The sequence below is a fragment of the Saccharospirillum sp. genome (genome assembly GCF_039982735.1).
Taxonomy (GTDB): domain Bacteria; phylum Pseudomonadota; class Gammaproteobacteria; order Pseudomonadales; family Natronospirillaceae; genus Saccharospirillum.
Map to the genome: position 1 here is coordinate 79,710 of NZ_JBDWXV010000001.1, position 22,188 is coordinate 101,897.

A 22,188-nucleotide genomic window follows, 5' to 3' on the forward strand; every position below is an offset into this window, starting at 1 on the left:
GAAAGTCTCTGGCTGCTTTCTGAATACATGGCAAATGGAGCCTCGTGACATGGTTGAGACGTTGGTCAACCCATTAAAAAGACTATTGGAAGCCACTGAGGTAGATACCCGCATTCTGGGAATGGTTGCGGTATTGGGCCTGCTCTGGCTGGGGTTTGGCATCGCCACGGATGGCGCCTTTCTAACCCCGCGTAACCTCTGGAACCTCAGTGTCCAAACCTCGTCCATTGCGGTAATGGCAACCGGTATGGTGCTGGTCATCGTGACCCGGAACATAGACCTGTCGGTCGGGTCTCTGTTGGGGTTTACCGGCATGATCATCGCTGTGACGCAGGCCGAATGGCTGCCCGCTCTGTGGGGTTATGATCATTCGATGACCTGGGTAACCGCATTGCTGGTAGGTATGGTTGTCGGCGCGCTGGCGGGTGCTCTGCAGGGGTTTGTCATCGCTTACATGGGTGTGCCGGCTTTTATCGTGACGCTCGGCGGGCTGCTGGCTTGGCGGGGGGCGGCCTGGTGTGTCACCTCGGGTCGCACTGTGGCGCCGATGGATTCAACCTTTCAGATCATGGGGGGCGGGCCGTCCGGCTCTGTCGGTGAACTGGCCACCTGGTTAATTTCAGGTGCGATCTGCCTGATGATTGTCGCCGCTTTTTTACGGGGCCGACATCTGCGCCGCTTGCATCAGTTTCCACTGCGCCCGGTTTGGGCCGAATTCGTGCTGGCGGGGTTTTACTGTACCGGCGTAATGGGGGCTGCAGCGATTGCGAATGCTTACCCCTGGCCCTCCCGCATTGCAGAGCGCTATGCACAAGCTGAAGGTATTCCCATTCCTGAAGGAGGCCTGGTGATCGCTCATGGGTTCGCTGTGCCGGTATTGGTCGCTGTATTCGTAGCCGTGGTGATGTCGTTTGTTGCAACACGAACCCGGTTCGGGCGTTACGTCTTTGCCATTGGCGGCAATCCGGAAGCGGCTGAGTTGGCTGGGGTAAATACCCGCAAAGTGATACTGCTCGTATTCACCATTATGGGCATTCTCGCTGCCATCGGCGCGGCTATTTCCACGGCCCGGCTGAACGCCGCCACCAATGCGCAGGGCACGCTGGATGAACTCTATGTTATCGCCGCCGCTGTGATTGGAGGTACATCGCTGGCAGGGGGGATTGGCAAGGTTGCCGGTGCTATTTTGGGGGCGCTGGTGATGCAGTCGCTGCAAAGCGGAATGGTTCTGGTGGGTATTGATACGCCGTTGCAAAATATGATTGTCGGTGTGGTATTGGTCATTGCCGTCTGGGTCGACACCCTCTATCGCAAAAGGAGCTCGTTATGACGGATAACCAGCAACCCCTGGTCGATATGCGCAACATCTCGATCTCGTTCGGAGGTATCAGAGCCGTGGATGACGTATCCATTGATCTGTATCCCGGTGAAGTTGTTGGGCTTCTGGGGCATAACGGCGCCGGCAAATCGACCCTGATCAAGATCCTCTCCGGGGCTTATCCGATGGACGCCGGTGACATTTTTGTAGATGGTAAACCGGTCACCATCAACAACCCCAGAGATGCCAAAGACCTTGGCATCGAGACCATTTATCAGACACTTGCACTGGCCGATAACGTCGATGCCGCTGCCAATCTGTTTCTGGGTCGTGAGCTGCAGACGCGCTGGGGTACGCTGGATGACGCGGCTATGGAGAGTGCATGCCGGCAAGTGATGGGCAGGTTAAACCCTAACTTCCAGCGCTTCAAAGACCCGGTCAAATCCCTGTCTGGCGGGCAGCGACAGTCTGTCGCTATTGCTCGGGCCTTATATTTCAATGCCCGCATTCTGATTATGGACGAGCCGACGGCGGCGCTGGGTCCGCAGGAAACGGCTCAGGTGGCGGAGTTAATCAGGCACCTGAAATCCGAAGGCATTGGTATCTTTTTGATTTCCCATGACATACACGATGTTTTTGATCTCTCGGATCGGATCAATGTCATGAAAAACGGCAAGCTGGTGGGCTCCGCCCCGGTCGATGTAGTGACCAAGGATGAAGTGCTTGGCATGATCATTCTCGGCAAGTGTCCGCCTCAGGTAAAGCCAGGCCCAGGCGCGGTGGCGACAGAAACCTCAGTAGAGGCTGTCGTTTCGGGGGGTGGGTAGTATTAAGCTGTGAGCTTCGAGCTTCGAGCTTCGAGTAAAGGCATTAATTCGCAGCTAATAGCTCGAAGCTTTCCCTCACTCCCTATAAAACACGGCAGACGCCCACAAACTTTCCCAAACGGCACCGGTTTCTTCAGCCACATCAGCCGGAGGTTCTTGCATGTGCACGCTGCTGACCAGATAAGCGGTATTTTCCCGAAAAGGAATGCTGATCTCGCCGCTCTCATCGGTAGTCAGCCGGATTTCTTCAGCCTGTTCATTGCCTGATTTCATAAACACGCGAGCCAGTACGCCGGCTGATGGCTCGTCGTTCAGAAAAAGCGTTGCGGTCAGTGGTGCTTGTTCGTTGGTGGTGTAGGGGTTGTCTTCCAGGCGCCATTCCAGCGGGTAGCCAATCAACCTGTCTTCGCCTTGCGCATTGCCGGTACCAATGTAGGTCTTTGCAAAGCGTCTGAACACTTCAGTAAAGCCACGCTCTGGCAAACCACGGTCTTCATGAGCTTGACGCACCCAGTCGAGCCCGTCGAGCGTGAGGAAATTGTCGAAAACAGCCGGGTCGTCGTAGGTAAGTTCGGTGTAGGTTGATTCGTAGGTCAGGGTAGTCAGCCCATCGCTATCGACGGCCTGAACGGCGGCAGGCCGCGCGCCGAGGCGAGCGCTGATGGGGCGTTCCCGGCCGTTGTGGTGCAATTCGAAGCGAACAAAGCGATTGGGGAAGAAGGCGTAGGTATCGCCCTTGAAGTTTTCGCCGACTTTGATGTCGGCCTGCACGGTCTTGTTGACGTCGATGCGGTACTGGAGTGGCTCCAACCAGAATTCATGGGCATTGGCCAGGTTGCCCAGTGTCAGGCCCAGCAGGGTGGTGAAGGCAAGGCGTAACAGGCGCTGTGTTGCAGTTCTCTGGGTCATGAAGGGGCTCTGTATGGCTGAATGGGAAGCATACTGAGACTACGTCGGCGAGGCCAGTACAGATGCCGGCCGAGTTTGGGGTGGGGTAGTTCACGTAATCTCCAGGCACAAAAAAACCGGCGTAAAGCCGGTTTTTTAGCGTCAGGTACCACTGAAGGCCGATTAAGCGGCTTTCAGGGCCTTAACGCGGGCGTTCAGGCGGCTGATGGTGCGAGCAGCCTTGTTCTTGCTGATGATGCCTTTACGGGCCATGCCATCAACAACCGGTTGAGCGGTAGTGAGTGCTTTGGTCGCCTGGTCGTAGTCTTTGGCTTCGATTTGAGCAACAACCTTTTTCAGGTAGGTACGAACCATGGAACGCAGGCTTGCGTTGTGCGCGCGACGCTTCACTGCCTGACGAGCACGTTTTTTAGAACCAGCAGAGTTTGCCACGGGCAGCTCCTTAATAGTCGGTTACTGGGATTTGGAGTCAAATTTGAGGGGCGCGATTCTAGGTTTTTGAACCCGACCTGTCAATGGCTGATTGGGCTTTGTTTGGTGGCTTGAGTTCGTGTCAGGTACTAGGTAGGCCTATCTGGGGTCGGCGTAGATCCGTCCATGGAGCCTAGGCCGCAGCATCCCTGCTGCGGACTCCCCCATATAGGCCTACCCAGCACCTACCACTCGGGCCGTTGCCAAAGTCGGATACTAGGCGGGACCACCTAAAAAGACGCAAGACCCGTTTTCCAGTATCCGGTAGACTGGCGCCCACTCTTGTACTCTCCATTGGCCTTTATTTGCACTCATGACTACGCCTACACCAATAGAGCCTGATCTGCCAAAACAGCCTGCCGCTGCTGGTCGCAAGACCCGAGGTATTTTGGGTAACTCCGTTATAGTGGGCGGGGCCACTGGCTTGTCCCGTGTACTCGGGTTGGTTCGGGATACGGTCTTTGCCGTGCTCTTTGGTACGGGCGGGGCGATGGACGCCTTCTTTGTTGCCTTCAAGATCCCCAACTTCCTGCGGCGCCTGTTTGCGGAGGGGGCGTTTAATCAGGCGTTTATTCCCGTGCTGGCCTCGGTGCGCGAAGTAGAAGGGGATAACGGCGTGCGCCGCCTTGTTGCGGCGACTCAGTGGACCCTGGGGTCTGTGGTTGGCTTAATTACGCTGATTGCCATGGTGGGAGCACCACTGGTGGCCTGGGTGTTTGCGCCGGGGTTTCATGACGATGGGGTTAAGCTGGACCAGACGGCCGATTTTCTGCGGCTGACCTTTCCTTATTTGTGGTTTATTGCGCTGACGGCCCTGGGTCAGTCGGTGCTGAATACCTACGGCCGTTTTGCGGCGCCTGCCGTGACGCCGGTGATCCTGAATCTTTGCCTGATTGGCTCGGCTTTCTGGCTGACGCCTCAGTTTGATGTGCCCATGACCGGTCTGGCCTGGGGCGTGATGCTGGCAGGCTTGTTGCAGTGGTTGTGGCTGTGGCCGTCGCTGATTTCCGTTGGCGTCTGGCAGCCATTTCGGTTTGGCTGGCACCCTGGAGTGAGGCGGATTGGTGTGCTGATGATTCCTGCCCTGTTTGGGGTGTCGGTCAGCCAGATAAACCTGCTGTTGGATACTGTGCTGGCCTCGTTGCTTCAAGATGGTTCAGTGGGCTGGTTGTATTATTCAGATCGCTTGTCGGAGCTGCCGCTCGGGGTCATAGGCATTGCCATTGCCACGGTGTTGCTGCCGAAGCTGTCGCACAGTGCGGCGACGTCTGATCATCAGTCCTTTAAACAGACGCTGAGCTGGGCGATTCGGGTGGTGTTGCTGATCGGGCTGCCAGCCATGGCCGCTCTGCTGGTGCTTGCCGGGCCGCTGCTTACCACCTTGTTTCAATACAAAGCCTTTACCGTATTCGATGTGCAGCAGAGCAGTCTGAGCCTGATGGCATATGCGCTGGGGTTGCCTGCCTTTATGCTGATCAAGATTCTGGCACCGGCGTTTTTTAGTCGACAGAACACCCGAACGCCGGTCAAGATTGGTATTTGGGCGATGGCCCTTAACATGGTGTTCAATCTGATGCTAATTGTGCCGCTGGCCCATGTTGGTCTGGCGCTGGCTACTTCGTTGTCGGCCTGGATTAACGCCGGTCTGCTGGCCATTACCCTGCACCGCCAGGGCGATTTGCCGGAGGTTGGGATGTGGCGAGCTGCTGTCGTGCGCGCCCTGGCAGCCTCTGTGGTGATGGCGCTGGTGCTGTGGCTGCTGCTCGGCTGGCCTTTGCTGGATTACCCTACGGATGTGTTTGGCCGGGTGTGGCGTACCGGATTGCTGGTCTGTGCCGGCCTGGTCAGTTACAGCCTGTTCTGGTTCCTGCTCGGGGGCCGGTTGCGTGAGGTGCGCCACTGAGTCCTTTTTCAGCGAGGCTCGCACGGGCAATTATTCAGAGGCTCCTTAAAGACGGGCGCGACGGTTTTTTGTATACTCCGCGGCCTTGTTTTGTCCCTGGTTCGTTTTATGCACATTAGCCGCAGTCCCTACCGCCTGGGTCAGCCCAGCGCCGTTACCATTGGCAGTTTCGATGGCGTGCACCTCGGGCATCAGCATCTGATTGCTGAGGTGCTGCGGGAAGCGAAGCAACGCGGGCTGACCTCGACCGTCGTTACCTTTGAGCCCCAGCCGCGCGAGTTCTTCGACCCCGAGGGTGCGCCCGCAAGGCTGTCGTCGCTGACCGATAAGGTGCGTCGGTTCCGTGAGCTCGGCATCGAACAGTTGGTTGTGTTGCCGTTCGACCGGCGCTTGCGTGCCATGTCCGCGGCCGACTTTGTTGAGCGGATATTGCAGGAAGGGCTAAAAGCGCGCTGGGTACAGGTGGGTGACGATTTCCGCTTCGGTAACGACCGTAAGGGTGATGCTGCTTTTTTGCGTCAGTACGACTTCGACGTCGCTGAGATGCCTTCACAGCGCATTAATGGTCAGCGGGTGAGCAGTACGGCCATACGGTCGCTGTTGGGTGGCGGTGAATTGCGCGAGGCGGCCGCCATGCTGGGCGAACCCTATACCCTGAGCGGTCGAGTGATATACGGCCGCCAATTGGGCCGTACTCTAGGGGTCCCGACCGCCAATATGTTGCTGGCACACCCGAAACTGGCGATGGCCGGGGTTTATGTTGCACAAACCCGCCTCAATAATGAATGGGTGCAGGGTGTTGCCAACCTGGGACCTAAACCGTCGGTTAATGACCCGAGGTACTGGCTGGAAACACACCTGTTTGATGTCAGCCCGGATCTTTACGGCCAGCGGCTCGATGTGCAGCTGCTGCACAGGCTGCGGGGTATAGAAAGATTTGATACGCTTGACGCCCTGAAACACCAGATTCATGCAGATATCCAGGCCGCTCGTGCCTGGTTTTCCCCATTAAACGGAAGTGATCGAGCTCCATGACAGACTATAAAGCGACTCTGAACCTGCCGCATACGGATTTCCCGATGCGCGGTAACCTGGCCAAACGTGAGCCGGAAATGCTGGCCCACTGGGAAAAGAACGGCATTTACCAGCGAATTCGCGAAGCCAGTGCGGGTCGCCCCAAGTTCATTTTGCACGATGGCCCTCCGTACGCGAACGGGAATCTGCACCTTGGGCACGCTGTGAACAAGATGCTCAAGGACATCATCATCAAGTCGAAAAACTTCATCGGCTACGATGCCCCCTATGTGCCAGGCTGGGATTGCCACGGCCTGCCGATCGAGCACAAAGTCGAGACCATGATCGGCCGTGCCGGCGACAAAGTCGATTTCAAAACCTTTCGCGCCAAATGCCGCGAGTTTGCGCTGGGCCAGATCGACGGTCAGCGCAAGGAGTTTATCCGCATGGGTATATTCGGCAGCTGGGACAAGCCTTACCTGACGCTCGACCACCAAACCGAAGCCGACATCATCCGTGCCCTGGGCAAAATTGCCGAAAGTGGCCATCTGGTGCGCGGGTTCAAGCCAGTCTACTGGAGCGTGGTTGGCGGTTCTGCGCTGGCCGAAGCCGAAGTGGAATACCACGACAAAACCTCGTACAGCATTGATGTGCGCTACGCCGCTCAGGATGAAGCCAAGGTGCTGTCAGCCTTTGGTACTGAGGCGGGCAAAGGTGAAGTGTCGGCCGTTATCTGGACGACAACTCCCTGGACGCTGCCTGCCTCTCAGGCGATTTCCGTTGGACCAGAGCTCGACTACGTTTTGGTGCAAACACAATTTAACGGTGAACCGGCACGGCTGATTCTGGCTGAAGGCTTGCTCGAAGCCGTTGTGGCGCGCGCTGAGCTGGGTGATGTTGAGATACTGGCGCGTGTTCCCGGTACGGCACTGGAAGGCCTGGTGTTTGACCACCCCTTCTACCAGCGCGATATCCCCATTCTGCTGGGCGACCACGTGACCCTCGACGCCGGTACCGGCTGCGTACACACCGCACCCGATCACGGCATGGAAGATTTTGTCGTCTGTGGCAAATACGGCATCGAGACGCTGAACCCGCTAGACGACAAGGGCGTGTACCGCCCCAACGTCGAGTTGTTTGCTGGCGAGCATGTGTACAAGGTTGAACCGCATATCCTTGAGGTCTGTACTGAAAAAGGCCGGTTGCTGCACGAAGAAAAAATTCGTCACAGCTACGCGCATTGCTGGCGCACCAAAACGCCGCTGATCTACCGGGCGACACCGCAGTGGTTCATCAGTATGGACAAAGAGGGTCTGCGCGCCAAAGCGATGGACGCCATTAAGGGCGTGCGCTGGGTGCCGGGCTGGGGGCAGAACCGCATCGAAGCCATGTTCGAGCAAAGCCCCGACTGGTGTATCTCGCGTCAGCGCACCTGGGGCGTACCGATTGCCTTTGTGACCCACATCGAAACCGGCGAGTTGCACCCGGAAACTCCGCGCCTGATTGAAGCCGTGGCAGCCCGGGTTGAAAAAGACGGGATGGACGCCTGGTGGGATCTGGACCTGGCTGAGTTGCTCGGAGACGATGCCGTCAATTACGAGAAAGCGACCGATACACTGGATGTCTGGTTTGATTCGGGCGTGACGCACGACACCGTGCTGCGCAAGCGTGAAGAGCTGCGCCAGTACCCGGCCGACATGTACCTTGAAGGTTCGGATCAGCATCGCGGCTGGTTCCAGTCTTCGCTGAAAACCGCGGTGGCGATGAACGGCAGCGCGCCCTACAAGCAAGTGCTTACTCACGGCTTCACCGTCGATGAGAAGGGCTACAAGATGTCCAAATCGCTGGGTAATGGCATCGAGCCACAAGAAGTCTTTGACAGCCTGGGTGCAGATATTCTGCGCCTGTGGGTAGCTTCGACCGACTACAGCGGCGACATGGCGATGTCGAAAGACATTCTGAACCGCTCGGCCGATGCGTACCGCCGTATCCGCAACACCGCCCGTTTCCTGATCTCCAACCTTGAGGGCTTCGACCCGGCTGAACACAGCGTGCACCAGGGTGACATGCTGGCGCTGGATCGCTGGGCTGTAGACCGCGCCTACCGTTTGCAGCAGGAAATCTCGGACGCTTACGACAACTACCAGTTCGTGCAGGTGTACCAGAAGATTCATCACTTCTGTGTGCTCGACATGGGCGGTTTCTATCTCGATATCATTAAAGATCGTCAGTACACCACCCAGCCAGATTCCCTGGCCCGGCGCAGCTGCCAGACGGCCCTTTATCACGTGTTGGAAGCCCTGGTGCGCTGGATCGCCCCGATTCTGAGCTTTACCGCCGATGAGCTGTGGCAGTTCATTCCGGGCAGGCGCAGCGTTTCAGTGTTCGAACACACCTGGTACGACGGCCTGCAACCGCTGGACGACGATGAACCCATGGGCGTTGCCTTCTGGTCCGAAGTTCAGGCTGTTAAAGAAGGCGTGAATAAGGTGCTGGAACTGGCCCGTAACGAAGGCCGGGTAGGGGGCGCGCTGAAATCAGAAGTGACGCTCTACTGCGACGATGCCCTGAAGTCAGTGCTCCTCACTCTGGGTGACGAGCTTCGGTTTGTCACGCTGACCAGCGCGGTTACCCTGGCAAATCTGGCGGATGCGCCAGAAACAGCCCACGCCACTGAGCTTGAAGGGCTGAAAGTCAGTGTTGCTGCTTCAGAACAACCGAAATGTGGCCGGTGCTGGCACCAGCGTCCGGATGTTGGTCAGCATGCCGCTCATCCTGAGTTGTGCGGTCGCTGTGTCGAGAACGTCGATGGTGACGGTGAAGTGCGCCACTTTGCGTAAGGGCTGGGCATGGCAATGAATGCAAGGATGAAACAATCGGTTTGGTTGCTGATTGCCGCTATGGTGGTGGCGCTGGACCTGTGGACCAAGAGCCTGGCAACCCAGATGTTGCAATATGGTCGACCGGTCGAAATTCTGCCGGTGCTCGACTTTACCCTGCTGCACAACCGGGGTGCGGCCTTCAGCTTTCTGAGTTCGGCCGGTGGCTGGCAGCGTTGGGTGTTCACCATCATCGCTTTGTCCGTCAGCATCGTATTAGTGGTATGGACGTTACAGTTGAAGCCGCACGAGCGCTGGCTCTCGGTGACATTGCCGTTGATTCTGGGCGGCGCCCTGGGCAACCTTCATGACCGGCTGACGCTGGGCTATGTGGTCGATTTTGTTCATTTTCACTGGCAGGGCCGCTATTTCCCGGCCTTTAATATCGCCGATGCTGCCATAACCGCCGGCGCCATTATGATGATCATCGACGCGCTCTGGCTCCAGCCTAGGCGTAATGCGGCCTCTGGTAGGCCGTAAGGTCGTAAATCAACTTTCGGAGTGCGCTACCAGTTGAGTGCCAGGTGCCTGGCACGAACTCCTGGCGCCAATGCACAACCGAACTCCGAATCTTAAGTTGCGATACTCTTTTTCGAACAGGTAATGAAGCATGCAGATTCAGGAAAACTCGACCGTTACCTTGCACTTTGCCTTGCATCTGGACAGCGGCGAACAAGTTGACAGCACCTTTGAGCGCCGCCCAGCTACCCTGACCATTGGGGATGGTAACCTGCCGGAAGGGTTCGAACGGCATTTGATGGGGCTGAGTGCGGGCGATCGGCGTAAAGTGCAGGTACCGCCGCAAGATGCCTTCGGCCAACACAACCCGCAGAACATTCAACAGTTCAAGCGCGACCGTTTTGCCCAGTCTGAACCACTGGAGGTGGGCATGGTGATGTCGTTTGAAGATGCCGGTAAGAATGAACTCCCCGGTGTGGTTGCTACACTGGACGATGAATTCGTTGAAGTCGACTTCAACCACCCGCTGGCGGGCAAGACACTGGATTTCGAAGTCGAAATTATCGAGGTAAAAGGGGCGACCGATGGACATTAAACTGGCCAACCCACGCGGCTTTTGTGCCGGTGTGGACCGCGCCATCGACATCGTGAACCGGGCGCTGGAGCTTTATGGCTCACCCCTCTATGTGCGCCATGAAGTCGTGCACAACAAGTTTGTGGTCGATGACCTGCGTAACCGCGGCGCTGTCTTTGTCGATGAACTGCACGAGGTGCCGGACAATCAGTTGGTCATCTTTTCGGCTCACGGTGTTTCCCAGGCCGTGCGCCAGGAAGCCGACAAACGAGGCCTGAAAGTCTTCGATGCAACTTGCCCGCTGGTCACCAAAGTGCACCTGGAAGTCTCCCGCTACAGCGCCGACGGCATGGAATGCATTCTGATCGGCCATAAGGGTCATCCTGAAGTGGAAGGCACCATGGGGCAGTACGACGACGCCAATGGTGGCGCCATTTACCTGGTTGAAGATGAGAACGACGTCGCCCAGATGCAGGTACGGGATGAAGCGCGCCTGGCCTACGTCACGCAGACCACCCTGTCGATGGACGATACCGCTCGCATCATCGACGCCTTACGTGTCCGCTTCCCGCAGATTCAAGGCCCGCGTAAAGACGACATCTGCTACGCCACCCAAAACCGGCAGGATGCCGTGAAGACCCTGGCACAGGATTGCGATGTGGTGCTGGTGGTCGGCTCACCCAATTCCTCAAACAGCAACCGGCTGCGCGAACTGGCCGAGCGCATGGGTTGTAAGGCCTATCTGCTTGACGACGCCTCCCAGCTCGACCCAGCCTGGTTCGATGAAACCACCGTAATCGGCGTAACCGCTGGCGCCTCGGCACCGGACATTCTGGTCAGCCAGGTGCTGGAAGGGTTGAAAGCACTGGGGGCCACCGCGCCGGTAGAGTTGGATGGCATTCCCGAGAACATCACCTTCTCCATTCCCAGAGAGCTACGGGTAAAACACCTGGCGTGAAGGGGTAACCACCCGGAATATCGGCCGCCGCTCGCAATGAGCGGCAAACAATGCTCGCCCTCCCCGTCAAAAGTTTGAACCCGTTGGCAATCTCTACGCCTCCCCAGCCACTTATCCTGCCGCTTGAACCGTCTGTCGGTTATGATGACGATAGATTGACAAAATCACTAAGCTAAGGGTTATCTATCTGTGGAACTGCCTATGAACAGCCAGAAAGGGGTCACGCTGATCGAACTGATGATTGCGGTCGGAATATTGGCGATTGTCGTGGCGATTGCTGTCCCTAACTTCCAGTCAATGATCCAAAATAATCGCCTGACTTCTGCAGCTAATGAAACGCTTGGCGTCTTTCAGATCGCCCGGTCTGAAGCCATTCGAGCGAACCGCCGGGTCATACTGGCCTTTAACGCAACGCCGGATATCACAGCAGATGAGGCCCATATAGTCGTGTTTGTAGATACTGACAGGGACGGCACTGAGGATGCAGGTGAACGGGTTCGCTCCTTGCTTTTGTCATCTGACTCGCTGGCATTGGCTGCTGTCGATGGTGGTGGCAATGCCATGACCCAGGTCGGCTTCCAGCCGGATGGCAGAACCGTGAACAGTGCAACCATGACGGCCAGCGTTTGCGATGATCGAAATCGGGGGCAGCAACTGGTCTTGCGAGCGTCTGGGCAATCACGATTAACGGGAGCGATTACATGTCCGTGAACAATCAGCCCGTGGCAGGTTCAAACCAGGGCGGCTTCTCCCTGATTGAAGTATTGGTAACGGTCGTCATTTTGGCCGTCGGCCTACTCGGAGTGGCAGGCGTTCAGGCGTTGGGCTTGCGAACGGCCAATGTAGCTCTTGAGCACAGTCTGGTGACGACTTTGGCGACCGATATCGCCGAACGTATCAGGGCAAATCCGATAGCATTTCAAGCAGATCAATATGTCATTGACGTGGATGTGGACAACCCTCCCGGGGGTAATGAGTGTTCGCAAGCCTGCTCAACTCAGGATCGAGCTGAATCTGACATTTTAGGGTGGTACAACCGATTGTTGATACTTGACCAAGTCAGCGCCGAAATCACACGCAACGGTACAGTGGCTGAAATATCGATCAGTTGGGTGGAGCCAGGCATCGGATTCGGTGGAGATGATGCAGAGCAGGCCCAAAACTTTGTATACCAGACTCGTCTGAACTGAGGAAGCTGATCAATGAATTTGCAAAAAGGCTTTTCCATCGTCGAGCTGATGATTGCCATAACACTGAGCTTACTTCTTGGTATTGGCATTTTCCAGGTGTTTACCTCAAACCAGGAAAGCGCACGGCTAACCCAGGCATTGGTAGAAGTGCAGGATACCGGCCGGCTATCACTAGACCTTATTGCACGTGACATCCGGAATGCCGGGTATTGGGGCTGTGCTGGTGGGTTGGACAGGGTAAGTAGTACGATTGATACGGGTGGTACGGGTTATGATGCCGACATTCACGGTATTGGAGCCGCGGGAACTGGCGGCGGAGTAAGCGCATTGGATGATGTTGCTGCTGGAACAGATGTATATGGTATGGCTGTTGTTGAAGGTACGGATGTACTTCAACTGCGCTCGATGGCGTCGGATGGAATATCTATAGCTCAGCCAATGCCAACCGTAGCGGCGGCATTATTTGTTAGTGACAATAACGATTTCTCTATTGGCGATGTATTAGCTGTGAGTGATTGCCAGTCTGCGGATGTTTTTCAAATCACGAATGTCAATACAAGTGGTGGAGCTGATAATTTGGTGCATAACACCGGTACGGAAAGCCCGGGTAACAGTACCAATTCTCTGAGCCGTCAATATGGTATTGGCAGTCAAATTCTGCGTCCAACGTTTAGAAGCTATTTTCTGAATGAGCAAGCGGGAGTCAGGCGTTTGATGTTTAGGAATGAACAAAATGTGACCACTGTATTTGCCGACAACATTGAAGACTTTCAACTGATGTTCGGTGTTGACAGTACCGGTGACGGTGTTGCGGATATTTTCGTCAGCGGTACAACAATAGACAACGAAATCTCTGGGGGCGGCGCCTATGATTATGATGATGTACTTACGATTGAAGTACGATTAAGAGTCGCCTCTTCCTTAACCGATGTTGTTGATGAGGGCATTGTTTATGCTTGGAATGGCAATGCCGCCTTGCCGGCGGGGGTTGACGAGGGCCGGTTGCGTCGAGAGTTTTCCTCTGTATCCACTGTGCGGAGCCGCATCCCGTGAGACATACTGACAATAGATTTTCTCGAAGCCCGGGTTCGCAGCGCGGTGTTGTTCTGATCACGGCACTGATTTTCCTGGTCGTACTGACCCTGGTGGCAGTCACAACCGTTCAAAATGTGACTTTGCAAGAGCAAATGACCTCAAACGTTCGGCAAGGGAGCATTGCTTTGGAAATTGCCGAAAACGGACTGCGAGATGCGGAACAGTTTCTCCTCAATTTGCCCAATTCAGGCGCTTTTTTCGTGTCAGGTGATGGCTTGTACGATCAAAATGAGGCGCCATTACCCTGGGAGGTGAATTGGGGTAGTACGGCGGTCCGTGCGGGCAATGAGGTTACTATCAATGGCATCCCTTATCAGACACGCTACTTTATTGAATTCATAGGGCCTTTTTTTGAACAGCAGGAAACGGGCGAGATTGTGACTGGAGGCGCGCTTGGTGCCATTGGTCAAAACCTCGGTTACCGGATCGTTGCCCGAGGCTTGGGGAACGATGGTGTGACAGAACGTATTGTTGAAACCTATGTCGCAAGAACTTTCCAATAGAAGCTTAAAACCGAATTAGGTAGCTCAGATCCTCTCAGGAGAGACATCATGGCACGTTCATTATCTACGTTACTGGCCTTTTCGGTGATCTTTATGATCGCAGAGCAGGCATACGCAGAAGACATTGTTCTTGAGGATTACCCGGTTAACTACGGTATTCGTGCCAAACCTAATATCTTGTTGGCAGTTGATGACTCTGGCTCGATGGATGTTGAGCTGTCTTTAGTCGGTACCTTGGAAGGGTACGGGTATTGGGATGGCACACCGTCCAGTTTTGTCGAAGGTGGGCAGCCTCGTACTTCAGGGGGCTCGCGATATACTCACCTGTTTCCGTTTGGAAACGCTAGCCCAAGCAGCTCATCTGAGTCCAATAGATACAATGGTGGAGAGCATTTTGGCAATTATTATGTACCTCCATTTGACGCCTATGGGTTTATGCGCTCCAGCGACTGGAATGCCGCATACTATGACCCTGACCTAGAATACGAACCATGGCCAACCTATGGTGGGTACGGTTGGCCGAACATAGAGCCAACAGAAGCCTGGCTCGATCCGGGCCTAATAGGCAGCTCGCAAACAGACCGGAGGATTGACTTAACAGCTTCTGTTGCTGCAAGTGCCTTCGGAACTGGCAGGCGAGGAGAGTTTGCGGCGTTGTTTGGAATGTGGTGCAACAATAGTGGGGATTTGTGCGCAAACAACCAATACCGTGGTTTCGAATATTGGCCTGCCACTTATTATGCACCAGATACCACTTCTGTGTTTACAGTTGATGCTAGCGTTCCTGTATTAGGGGCGAATACATACAGTTGTTCCGACGCCAGTACACTTGACCCCGTGTTATACCAGGCATTCCACAACAACCGGTCAGCCTTCTCCGGAGTGGATGCTTTTGCGCCAGACGGCACATGCCTTGAAAGGGTAGCCATTGATTCTACGAGAACCTCATACCCTAGTGGCAGAACCTATGACGAAGAATTACAGAACTTTGCAAACTGGTTTACTTATTATCGAAAGCGGCATCAGGTAGCCCGGGGCGCACTTGGAGCATCCTTGCAAGGTATTCGTGGTATCCGATCAGGCTTGTATTGGATCAATAACCGTAGAAACATCAATATGTACGATTTGGACGACAGTGCTGACCTTAGTACGATGTTGGGTGAAAACTACTATCGTGTTGCCGGTGGCAGTACTCCTAATCGTCAAGCCCTATACCATGCCGGGGACCAGTTTGATACGAACCAAGACATTATCCAGTATTCATGTCAGCGCAATTACACCTTGATGTTTACGGACGGTTACTGGAACGGTAGTTTTAGTGGCTTGGGCAATATGAACGGATCACGGGGAGAGCCCTATGCTGATACCGTTTCCAACACCCTTGCAGACGTGTCGGACTATTTCTACAACCGGTCGCTGCGGGCTGGTACAAACGATGTCAATGGAGACACTATTGTGCCTGGAGAAGTCCCTTTGCCAGAGGCTTGTACTGACGGCACGGCAGAGCCCTGGATAGACTGCAACCCTAACTTACATATGAATACTTATGCTGTAAGTTTTGGCCTGGCCGGCCAAGACGTATTGGGTCAGACATATGACAATGGAACGATTTCAGGTGTGTACGACAAAGTCAGAGACGCCCACTTGGTGCCGCCGACTTGGCCTGGCTCCATTGGGTTTGATGGTCGCACTATAGACGACCTTTATCACGCAGCAGTTAACGGACGTGGAGAAATGTACTATGCTCAGCGCCCTCAGGAGCTGAAAGATGAATTGCAAGCAGCATTGAGGGATATTCTAGCTACAGAAGGTTCTGCTGCCGGTCTTACTTTTAACAGCGCTACCTTGAATTCAGAGAGCTTGGTGTTCAACACGATTTTTAACACCACTAACTGGACAGGAGATCTGATAGCAACGAAGCTGGATCCGAGCACCGGTGCACCCACCGGAGGAACCGCGTGGAAAGCACAAGAGGTTCTTGAAAATCAAGGCTGGGAAGACCGGCACATCATTTCCTTTAACGATAGCAGCGGGCAGTCAGTATTGTTTGAATGGGGTAACTTAACGCTGGATCAGCAGGCAGATTTGTCCACCAGCCCGGACGGATCTCCTGATTCTTTGGGGCAGGAACGACTGGATTACTTGCGTGGTGACCGCTCGGAAGAGGGAACGAAATTCCGTGAGCGGCTCGCGTTGCTAGGGGATATGGTTAGCTCTACCCCAGCGTACGTTGCCAATACATCAGTAACTTGGCCCGACTACAACGAGAACAATTTGTTTGGTGGTGGGGGTAGTGGTGAATCGCACAGTTATTTCCGAAACACGACTGTTCGTGACCGAGACCCAATGATCTACGTTGGCGCAAACGACGGTATGCTTCACGGCTTCGACGCAACCAATGGTACGGGTGGTGGTGTCGAGCGCCTGGCCTATCTACCTTCGGCCATGTTCTCAAGCGATGCCAGAGAAGGATTGCATTTCTTAACCGACCCGGATTACACCCACCGCTTCTATGTAGATGCCGAGCCAGCGTATTCCGATGTTTATGTGAACAGGGATGGTACCAGTGAGTGGCGCACTGTCCTTTCAGGAGGATTTCGCTCGGGTGGTAAAGGGTTCTATGCGCTGGATATTACCGACCCCGATGAATTTACCGACGCCAATGCCGCCGACAGAGTCCTGTTTGAGTATTCCGATCTGACAGACCCCTATTTGGGTTATATGTTTGAACGCCCATCTATCGGGATGCTCAATAATGGTGAGTGGGCCTTGATCTATGGCAATGGCTACAACAGCATTAATGGGGAGGGTGCTATTTATGTAGTCTTTATTGAGCGGGTGTTGGCTGATGGCTGGATTGAGGGAAATACATTCATGCGATTCCCTACGGAAGTCGCCGGTGCGATCAATGGCATAACCGCCATTGATTATGAAACCGATCGTGTCATTGATGCGATATATGCGTCGGATGCAGGTGGTTATGTGTGGAAACTTGATCTCACGGCAGCCACTGAAGCAAGTTGGGGATATGCTGTGGCGTCGGGCGGGACTCCAGAGCCGTTTTACGTAGCTGTAAATGATGACGGTGAGAGACAGCCTATCATTACTCGGCCTCGTGTTATCAAACATACGTCTGTTGATGACGCAAACAATAACGCACCGAACCGAATGGTTATCTTCGGTACGGGCAGCATGGTTGAGCAAGCGGATCTGAACTCGACGGAAACTCAAAGCTTTTACGCAGTCTGGGATGATGGGTCAGCCACGAATGCTTCGTTTATTCGCTCAGACTTGCTTGAAAGTGAAGTTACAGCAATTACCAACAGCGATGGATTTCCTCAGCGTGAGCTGGCTGTGACTTCTAATCAGAGCCCATGGGGTGGCAATAATCAGGGCTTCTATTTTGATATGCCTCTTACCGGTGAGCGGGTTCTTGACTACATCGATATTCGTGAAAGCAAGCAAAGCCCGGGAGAGTTCTATGCGCTATTTTCCAGTGTCATTCCGGATTCGGATGTCTGTAGCTATGGAGGTGTTTCCTGGATCATGGCAGTAGACTTGCGAACCGGCGCTGCGCCAACGTATGCAGTTTTTGATACGAATGAGGATGGTGTTATCGACGAGAATGACGAGGCGGCCGCCGGGGTTTTCTCGGATGATTACCTAGTTGACTTCGTCGCGGTGGGTGGTCTTGGCTACGGTAATACGTCTACCGGGGAGATCGTTACCTTTACCATTGAAGAAGGTCAACAGAGCTTTACCGGTCGTATGGGTTGGCAGGAATTGATTGCACGATAAAAAATAGCGGGTAAACAGGCCCGCAGGTTGTTCTGCTGATATCCGGCAAACAGAGGCGTACTGAAAACATGAAATACCACAAGAACGGCTTTACCCTGATTGAATTGATGATTGTAGTGGGGATCATTGGCATCCTGGCGGGAATTGCGATTCCGGCCTATCAGAATCAGATCGAAAAGGGTCGTAGATCAGACTGCCAGGCCAATATGACTGCTGCGGCCAACGCGATGGAGCGGTACCGCACTGGCGCCGGTCAGGGTAGCTATGTTGGAGCTGCAGCAGGTGCAGGGGGAGTGTTCGGGGGTACCTGTCCCCTGGATGGCAGTACCACCTACTACGCACTGACGCTGCCTGTTCTGACTCAAAGTACCTATACCATATTGGCTACTCCGGCAGGGCCTATGACCAATACGGGCAGAATGACTGTTACTCATACCGGGCAACGTTGTTGGTTTGACGATGAAGATACAGCGGGTGGTGTGTGTAAACCGTTTTAGCGTCTTGGCTAGCAGGAGGCTAGGAGCACACTATATTTTGTTGTGTGCCCTGATACCGTCGATCCACGATCCCATCGCCATCGGTGTCGTTGAAAAAGCGGAGCCTGCCGAGGTGAGTACTGCTCAAATGAAAGGCCAAGTGGTCCGGCTCCCCGGTCGGGCAAACGGTGAGGCTTCGTAGATTGCCGGACAAACCACTCGCGCGATAGCGAAAGTAAGGCAAGGTTGCTACGCCTTTATACATAATCACGCGAGTTTCTGGCGGAATGTTAATCTCGGCTACCAGGTCAGCAGAGTCGTTGTAAAACTGGTTGTTGTCGTCGTCGAAGAAAGCATGCCAGGGTTGGTTCAGGTCGCTTACACACCGGCCGGCGACAACTGGGCAGACAGTCACCCAGCGTTGCCGGCTGATTGCTTGCTGCCGGGCTGCTTTTAACAATCCTGCCCAGCGCCACTGCAGTTGCTTGCCTCGATGAGCCTCCACAAGGTTTGAAAAATGTGGCAATGCGATAGTAGTAACGATACCTAATATAGATACCGCCATTAATAGTTCGATTGCGGTTACGCCCGAAAGGGCTGAAAGTTTCAGCTTCATTAAAGGTGCATCCCTGTGAATACTCAGCTTGTGTTGCTTAATCCTTAAGCAACCCCAGGGAATAGAATGTGCGGAGAATTCTGAAAGTACAAGCCAGGTAGACTGAATTTGTGATCACAATCGCAGGACTTACTAGCTATTGTGACGCGCTATACTAGTCCAGCCCCAGTTTCTTCAACCGATATCGCAACGCCCGAAAAGTTATACCCAGGCGTTTTGCGGCTGCGGTCCGGTTCCAACGGGTTTCTTCCAGGGCCTGTTCAACCACTTCCCGTTCAACTTCCATCAGGTAGTCTTCGAGGTTCATGTCGCTGGGCCGGGCATAGCGCTCGCCGCTGCTATTACCGTTGGCTCCTGAAATGGCGGCCGCAGGCGTCTGGTCCAATTGCAAGTCGCGCAAGCCAATGCGGTCGTCCTCGCACAGGGTGTAGGCACGCTCCAGTATGTTTTCCAGCTCTCGAACGTTGCCGGGAAAGGGGTAGTTCATCAGGGCGTTTTCAGCCGCTTTGTCGAGCCGTGCTGGTGCCAGCTCGTAGGATTCGGCAATGCGGATCAGAATGCGCTGACACAGCAGAGGAATGTCACTGGTGCGTTCGCGCAGGGCGGGCACCGGCAGGTTGATCACGTTGATGCGGTAGAACAGATCTTGCCGGAACTCGCCTGAGGCGACCAGGGCATCGAGATTCTTATGCGTCGCGCTGAGTATGCGAACATCGACATCGGTTTCCTGCTGGCTGCCGATAGAGCGAATCTTTTTCTCCTGAATCGAACGCAGCAGTTTGACCTGCATGGCCAGGGGAAGGTCGGCTACTTCATCCAGGAACAGGGTGCCATTGTTGGCGGCCTGAAAAAAGCCAGCTTTGTCTTCAGAGGCTCCGGTGAACGCGCCTTTTTTGTGGCCAAAAAATTCACTTTCCATCAGTTCACTGGGGATAGCGCCGCAGTTTACCGGTACGAAGGGGCCTTCAGCACGTGGCCCTAATGCGTGTATCTGACGGGCAACCAATTCTTTGCCGGTACCTGATTCGCCCTGAATAAACACAGGTGCCTGGCTGCGAGCGAGTTTCCGAATTTTGCTCTGCAGATGCGTCATCGCCTCGGACTCACCCACCATGGTGGGGATGGCTTGCGCAGGTGAGGCCTGGCTAGAGGGGGTGTTGCTGATCTTAAGTGCCTGGTTAACCAGGGCACGCAAGCGTTCAATCTCGACCGGTTTGGATACAAAATCGAAGGCGCCGGCTTTCAGGGAATCAATGGCCAATTCCATGTTGCCATGGGCGGTGATCATCGCGACGGGAGTATCCGGGCGTTTGTGCTGGATGTATTTAACCAGTTCCAGGCCATTGCCATCGGGCAGGCGCATGTCGGTCAGGCACAGGTCGTAGGCGTGCTGGTCGATCTGACGGATGGCGGACTTGAGGTCCGGCACGCTGAGGGTGTCCAGGCCCATGCGCATCAGGGTCAGTTCAAGCAGTTCACGAATGTCGGGTTCATCATCGACAATCAGGACGCGTTGATTGGCCATGTTGGTGTTTACTCCTGTACAGCAGCGTGCGCAAAAAGGATTCGGAAGCAGGCGCCATTTTCATCGCCGGTATAGAACAGCCGGGCGCGGTTGGCTTCGGACAATTCTTTGGCAATGTACAAACCCAAACCGGTTCCGGTGGCTTCGGTGGTATAAAACGGCTCGAACAAGTGCTTTAGCTGGTCTTCGGCAATGCCAGGACCAAAGTCCCTGATGTCCATATACGGTTGCTCGGTATCTGCCAGTCTACCCAGTTGAATGGCAACTTTCCGTGAACCGGTTCTGAGTTCGCTATAGCGTAGCCCATTGTCGACCAGGTTGATGACCACCTGCATCATGCGTTTGGGGTCGATACGGACTCGGATGTCCCGGTCTCCTTTGATCTCGATGGTGTCCGACTTGAGGTGGCCCTGGCAATACTCGCTCAGGCAATCATCCAGGAATTCGCGAAGGTAGATGGGTTCTAGCTGTAGGTTTAATTGACGCGACATGTCCAGAATGTTGTTGATGATGGTGTTAATGCGGTTGCTGTGATTGCGGACGATGCTCAGCAGCCGCTGGTCGCCTGCATCGAGCGAGGGATTCTCGGCGAGTAACTGCGATGCATGGCTGATGGCACCCAGCGGATTGCGAATTTCATGGGCAATGGACGCTGTTAACCGGCCCAGGGAGGCCAGCTTCAGGTGCTGAGCCTGCTGCTGCACTCGCCCGGTGTCTTCAATGAAAATAATCAGATCGCATTTTGGGCTGTCTTGCAGCGGGGCAAAATTTAACTGTACCAGAGGGTGGTCTTTGTCCATTTGCAATGGCTCAGTGCGCTCGGTGGGTTCTACCTGCCAGCTTTCCATACGTTTTTGCACGGGCTGCGGCAGCCAGAACGCCCGCTTTTCCGTCATGCCGAGCAGGTCTTTGGCGGCGTCATTCATCAACCGAATGGCCCCCTCCCAGGTGGTTACAATGATGCCGGTACGCATCCGCTGGACGATCAGTTCGTTCAGGTGGCGCAAGTCGAGAATGGTGTCTGCCTGAGCCTGGGCCAGTTGTTCGGTCGAGCGAACGCGCGATGTCAGGTATTGCAGCAGCAGGGTAACGGCAAAGAAAGCGACACCCAGCAAAGCTGCCTGAAGCAGGTTGTCCTCTCCCAGCGTATTGACCGACAGAATTTCGGTATAGACGGCGCCGGAGGCGGCCATGGCGGCAACCAGCATGCTGTGCTGAAACCGCAGTAACAGGCTGCCGATGGCTACACTGACGATCATCAGGTTGCCAAAGCCGGTGCCCACGCCTCCAAGGTAGTGAAGAATCAGCGATTGCATCAGGATGTCTGTCAGCAGCAGTACCACGGTTGGAATGCTGCCCATTTGTCCGCGTACCGTTACCACCAGACCAATGATGCAGATGACCACATAGGTCAGAGTGGCATACAGAAACGAATCTGCATTTAACCGGGGCAGAGCCATCATGGTCTCGAGTGGCATCAGCGCCAGCACGCTCAGGGCGCTGGCGAGCATCAGCCGGTAGATGCCGTAGTAAAACAGAATCTGCTGGCGGCGGTAGCTTGGGTACTGGGGCGAGAAAATCATTGTCGGTTGCGTTCCCTGTCGCAAAGTACCTTATGGGCGGGCCCGTTTACGTTGCTCAGTATAAACACCCTTCAGGCCGTGAAAACAACA

The 22,188-nt window shown here is 54.8% G+C and carries 19 protein-coding genes; 14 read left to right on the top strand and 5 right to left on the bottom strand.

All coding sequences use genetic code 11. The annotated features are described in order from the left end of the window. Positions 1–49: 49 nt before the first annotated feature. Entirely contained in the window at positions 50–1,330 is a 1,281-nt protein-coding gene (locus ABJT94_RS00345) for a sugar ABC transporter permease (protein ID WP_348476793.1), read from the top strand. Further along, complete coding sequence (locus ABJT94_RS00350) at positions 1,327–2,145, top strand: ATP-binding cassette domain-containing protein (protein WP_348476794.1); 819 nt, start codon at positions 1,327–1,329, stop codon at positions 2,143–2,145. The genes ABJT94_RS00345 and ABJT94_RS00350 overlap by 4 nt, the downstream gene beginning before the upstream one ends. Positions 2,146–2,220: 75 nt before the next feature. Here the strand turns inward: ABJT94_RS00350 and ABJT94_RS00355 are convergent, their stop codons facing one another. Together ABJT94_RS00355 and rpsT are read right to left on the bottom strand one after the other, a co-directional pair. Next, positions 2,221–3,054 carry a DUF4198 domain-containing protein gene (locus ABJT94_RS00355; RefSeq protein WP_348476795.1) on the bottom strand — a complete coding sequence of 278 codons (834 nt, stop codon included), beginning with the start codon at positions 3,052–3,054 and terminating at the stop codon, positions 2,221–2,223. A gap of 162 nt (positions 3,055–3,216) precedes the next feature. Further along, a complete protein-coding gene (gene rpsT, locus ABJT94_RS00360; RefSeq protein WP_127556583.1) occupies positions 3,217–3,486 on the bottom strand; it encodes a 30S ribosomal protein S20 in 270 nt (89 codons plus the stop codon). Between the two features lie 352 nt (positions 3,487–3,838). On the opposite strand from rpsT, the gene murJ reads away from it, so the two are divergent. The 12 genes from murJ (at position 3,839) to ABJT94_RS00420 (ending at position 18,395) form a co-directional block, all read left to right on the top strand. After that, positions 3,839–5,428 carry a murein biosynthesis integral membrane protein MurJ gene (gene murJ / locus ABJT94_RS00365; protein ID WP_348476796.1) on the top strand — a complete coding sequence of 530 codons (1,590 nt, stop codon included), beginning with the start codon at positions 3,839–3,841 and terminating at the stop codon, positions 5,426–5,428. Between the two features lie 108 nt (positions 5,429–5,536). After that, positions 5,537–6,463, top strand: coding sequence for a bifunctional riboflavin kinase/FAD synthetase (locus ABJT94_RS00370; protein WP_348476797.1), 927 nt, complete (start codon positions 5,537–5,539; stop codon positions 6,461–6,463). After that, a complete protein-coding gene (gene ileS, locus ABJT94_RS00375) occupies positions 6,460–9,282 on the top strand; it encodes an isoleucine--tRNA ligase (RefSeq protein WP_348476798.1) in 2,823 nt (940 codons plus the stop codon). The genes ABJT94_RS00370 and ileS overlap by 4 nt, the downstream gene beginning before the upstream one ends. A 27-nt stretch (positions 9,283–9,309) precedes the next feature. Further along, positions 9,310–9,801 (top strand): signal peptidase II, encoded by a 492-nt coding sequence (gene lspA / locus ABJT94_RS00380; RefSeq protein WP_348476799.1) that lies wholly within the window; start codon positions 9,310–9,312, stop codon positions 9,799–9,801. A 130-nt stretch (positions 9,802–9,931) separates the two neighbouring features. Then, positions 9,932–10,375 (top strand): FKBP-type peptidyl-prolyl cis-trans isomerase, encoded by a 444-nt coding sequence (gene fkpB, locus ABJT94_RS00385; protein ID WP_348476800.1) that lies wholly within the window; start codon positions 9,932–9,934, stop codon positions 10,373–10,375. Further along, complete coding sequence (gene ispH / locus ABJT94_RS00390; protein WP_348476801.1) at positions 10,365–11,312, top strand: 4-hydroxy-3-methylbut-2-enyl diphosphate reductase; 948 nt, start codon at positions 10,365–10,367, stop codon at positions 11,310–11,312. The genes fkpB and ispH overlap by 11 nt, the downstream gene beginning before the upstream one ends. 201 nt (positions 11,313–11,513) lie before the next feature. Further along, positions 11,514–12,023 (top strand): GspH/FimT family pseudopilin, encoded by a 510-nt coding sequence (locus ABJT94_RS00395; protein ID WP_348476802.1) that lies wholly within the window; start codon positions 11,514–11,516, stop codon positions 12,021–12,023. Further along, complete coding sequence (gene pilV / locus ABJT94_RS00400) at positions 12,014–12,502, top strand: type IV pilus modification protein PilV (protein WP_348476803.1); 489 nt, start codon at positions 12,014–12,016, stop codon at positions 12,500–12,502. The genes ABJT94_RS00395 and pilV overlap by 10 nt, the downstream gene beginning before the upstream one ends. Before the next feature lie 12 nt (positions 12,503–12,514). Further along, the gene (locus ABJT94_RS00405) at positions 12,515–13,555 is read left to right on the top strand and encodes a PilW family protein (RefSeq protein WP_348476804.1); all 1,041 of its coding nucleotides are present in this window, start codon (positions 12,515–12,517) and stop codon (positions 13,553–13,555) included. Beyond that, a complete protein-coding gene (locus ABJT94_RS00410; RefSeq protein WP_348476805.1) occupies positions 13,552–14,100 on the top strand; it encodes a PilX N-terminal domain-containing pilus assembly protein in 549 nt (182 codons plus the stop codon). The genes ABJT94_RS00405 and ABJT94_RS00410 overlap by 4 nt, the downstream gene beginning before the upstream one ends. Positions 14,101–14,148: 48 nt before the next feature. After that, positions 14,149–17,898, top strand: a complete 3,750-nt coding sequence (locus tag ABJT94_RS00415; RefSeq protein WP_348476806.1) for a PilC/PilY family type IV pilus protein — start codon at positions 14,149–14,151, stop codon at positions 17,896–17,898. Between the two features lie 68 nt (positions 17,899–17,966). Further along, positions 17,967–18,395, top strand: a complete 429-nt coding sequence (locus ABJT94_RS00420) for a type IV pilin protein (RefSeq protein ID WP_348476807.1) — start codon at positions 17,967–17,969, stop codon at positions 18,393–18,395. Between the two features lie 19 nt (positions 18,396–18,414). Here ABJT94_RS00420 and ABJT94_RS00425 read toward each other — a convergent pair whose 3' ends face one another. The 3 genes from ABJT94_RS00425 to ABJT94_RS00435 form a co-directional block, all read right to left on the bottom strand. Beyond that, complete coding sequence (locus ABJT94_RS00425) at positions 18,415–18,990, bottom strand: GspH/FimT family pseudopilin (RefSeq protein ID WP_348476808.1); 576 nt, start codon at positions 18,988–18,990, stop codon at positions 18,415–18,417. Between the two features lie 154 nt (positions 18,991–19,144). Continuing rightward, the gene (locus ABJT94_RS00430) at positions 19,145–20,515 is read right to left on the bottom strand and encodes a sigma-54 dependent transcriptional regulator (RefSeq protein WP_348476810.1); all 1,371 of its coding nucleotides are present in this window, start codon (positions 20,513–20,515) and stop codon (positions 19,145–19,147) included. 8 nt (positions 20,516–20,523) lie between these two features. Beyond that, on the bottom strand, positions 20,524–22,098 hold the full coding sequence (locus ABJT94_RS00435) for an ATP-binding protein (protein ID WP_348476811.1): 1,575 nt from the start codon (positions 22,096–22,098) through the stop codon (positions 20,524–20,526). Between the last annotated feature and the right edge of the window lie 90 nt (positions 22,099–22,188).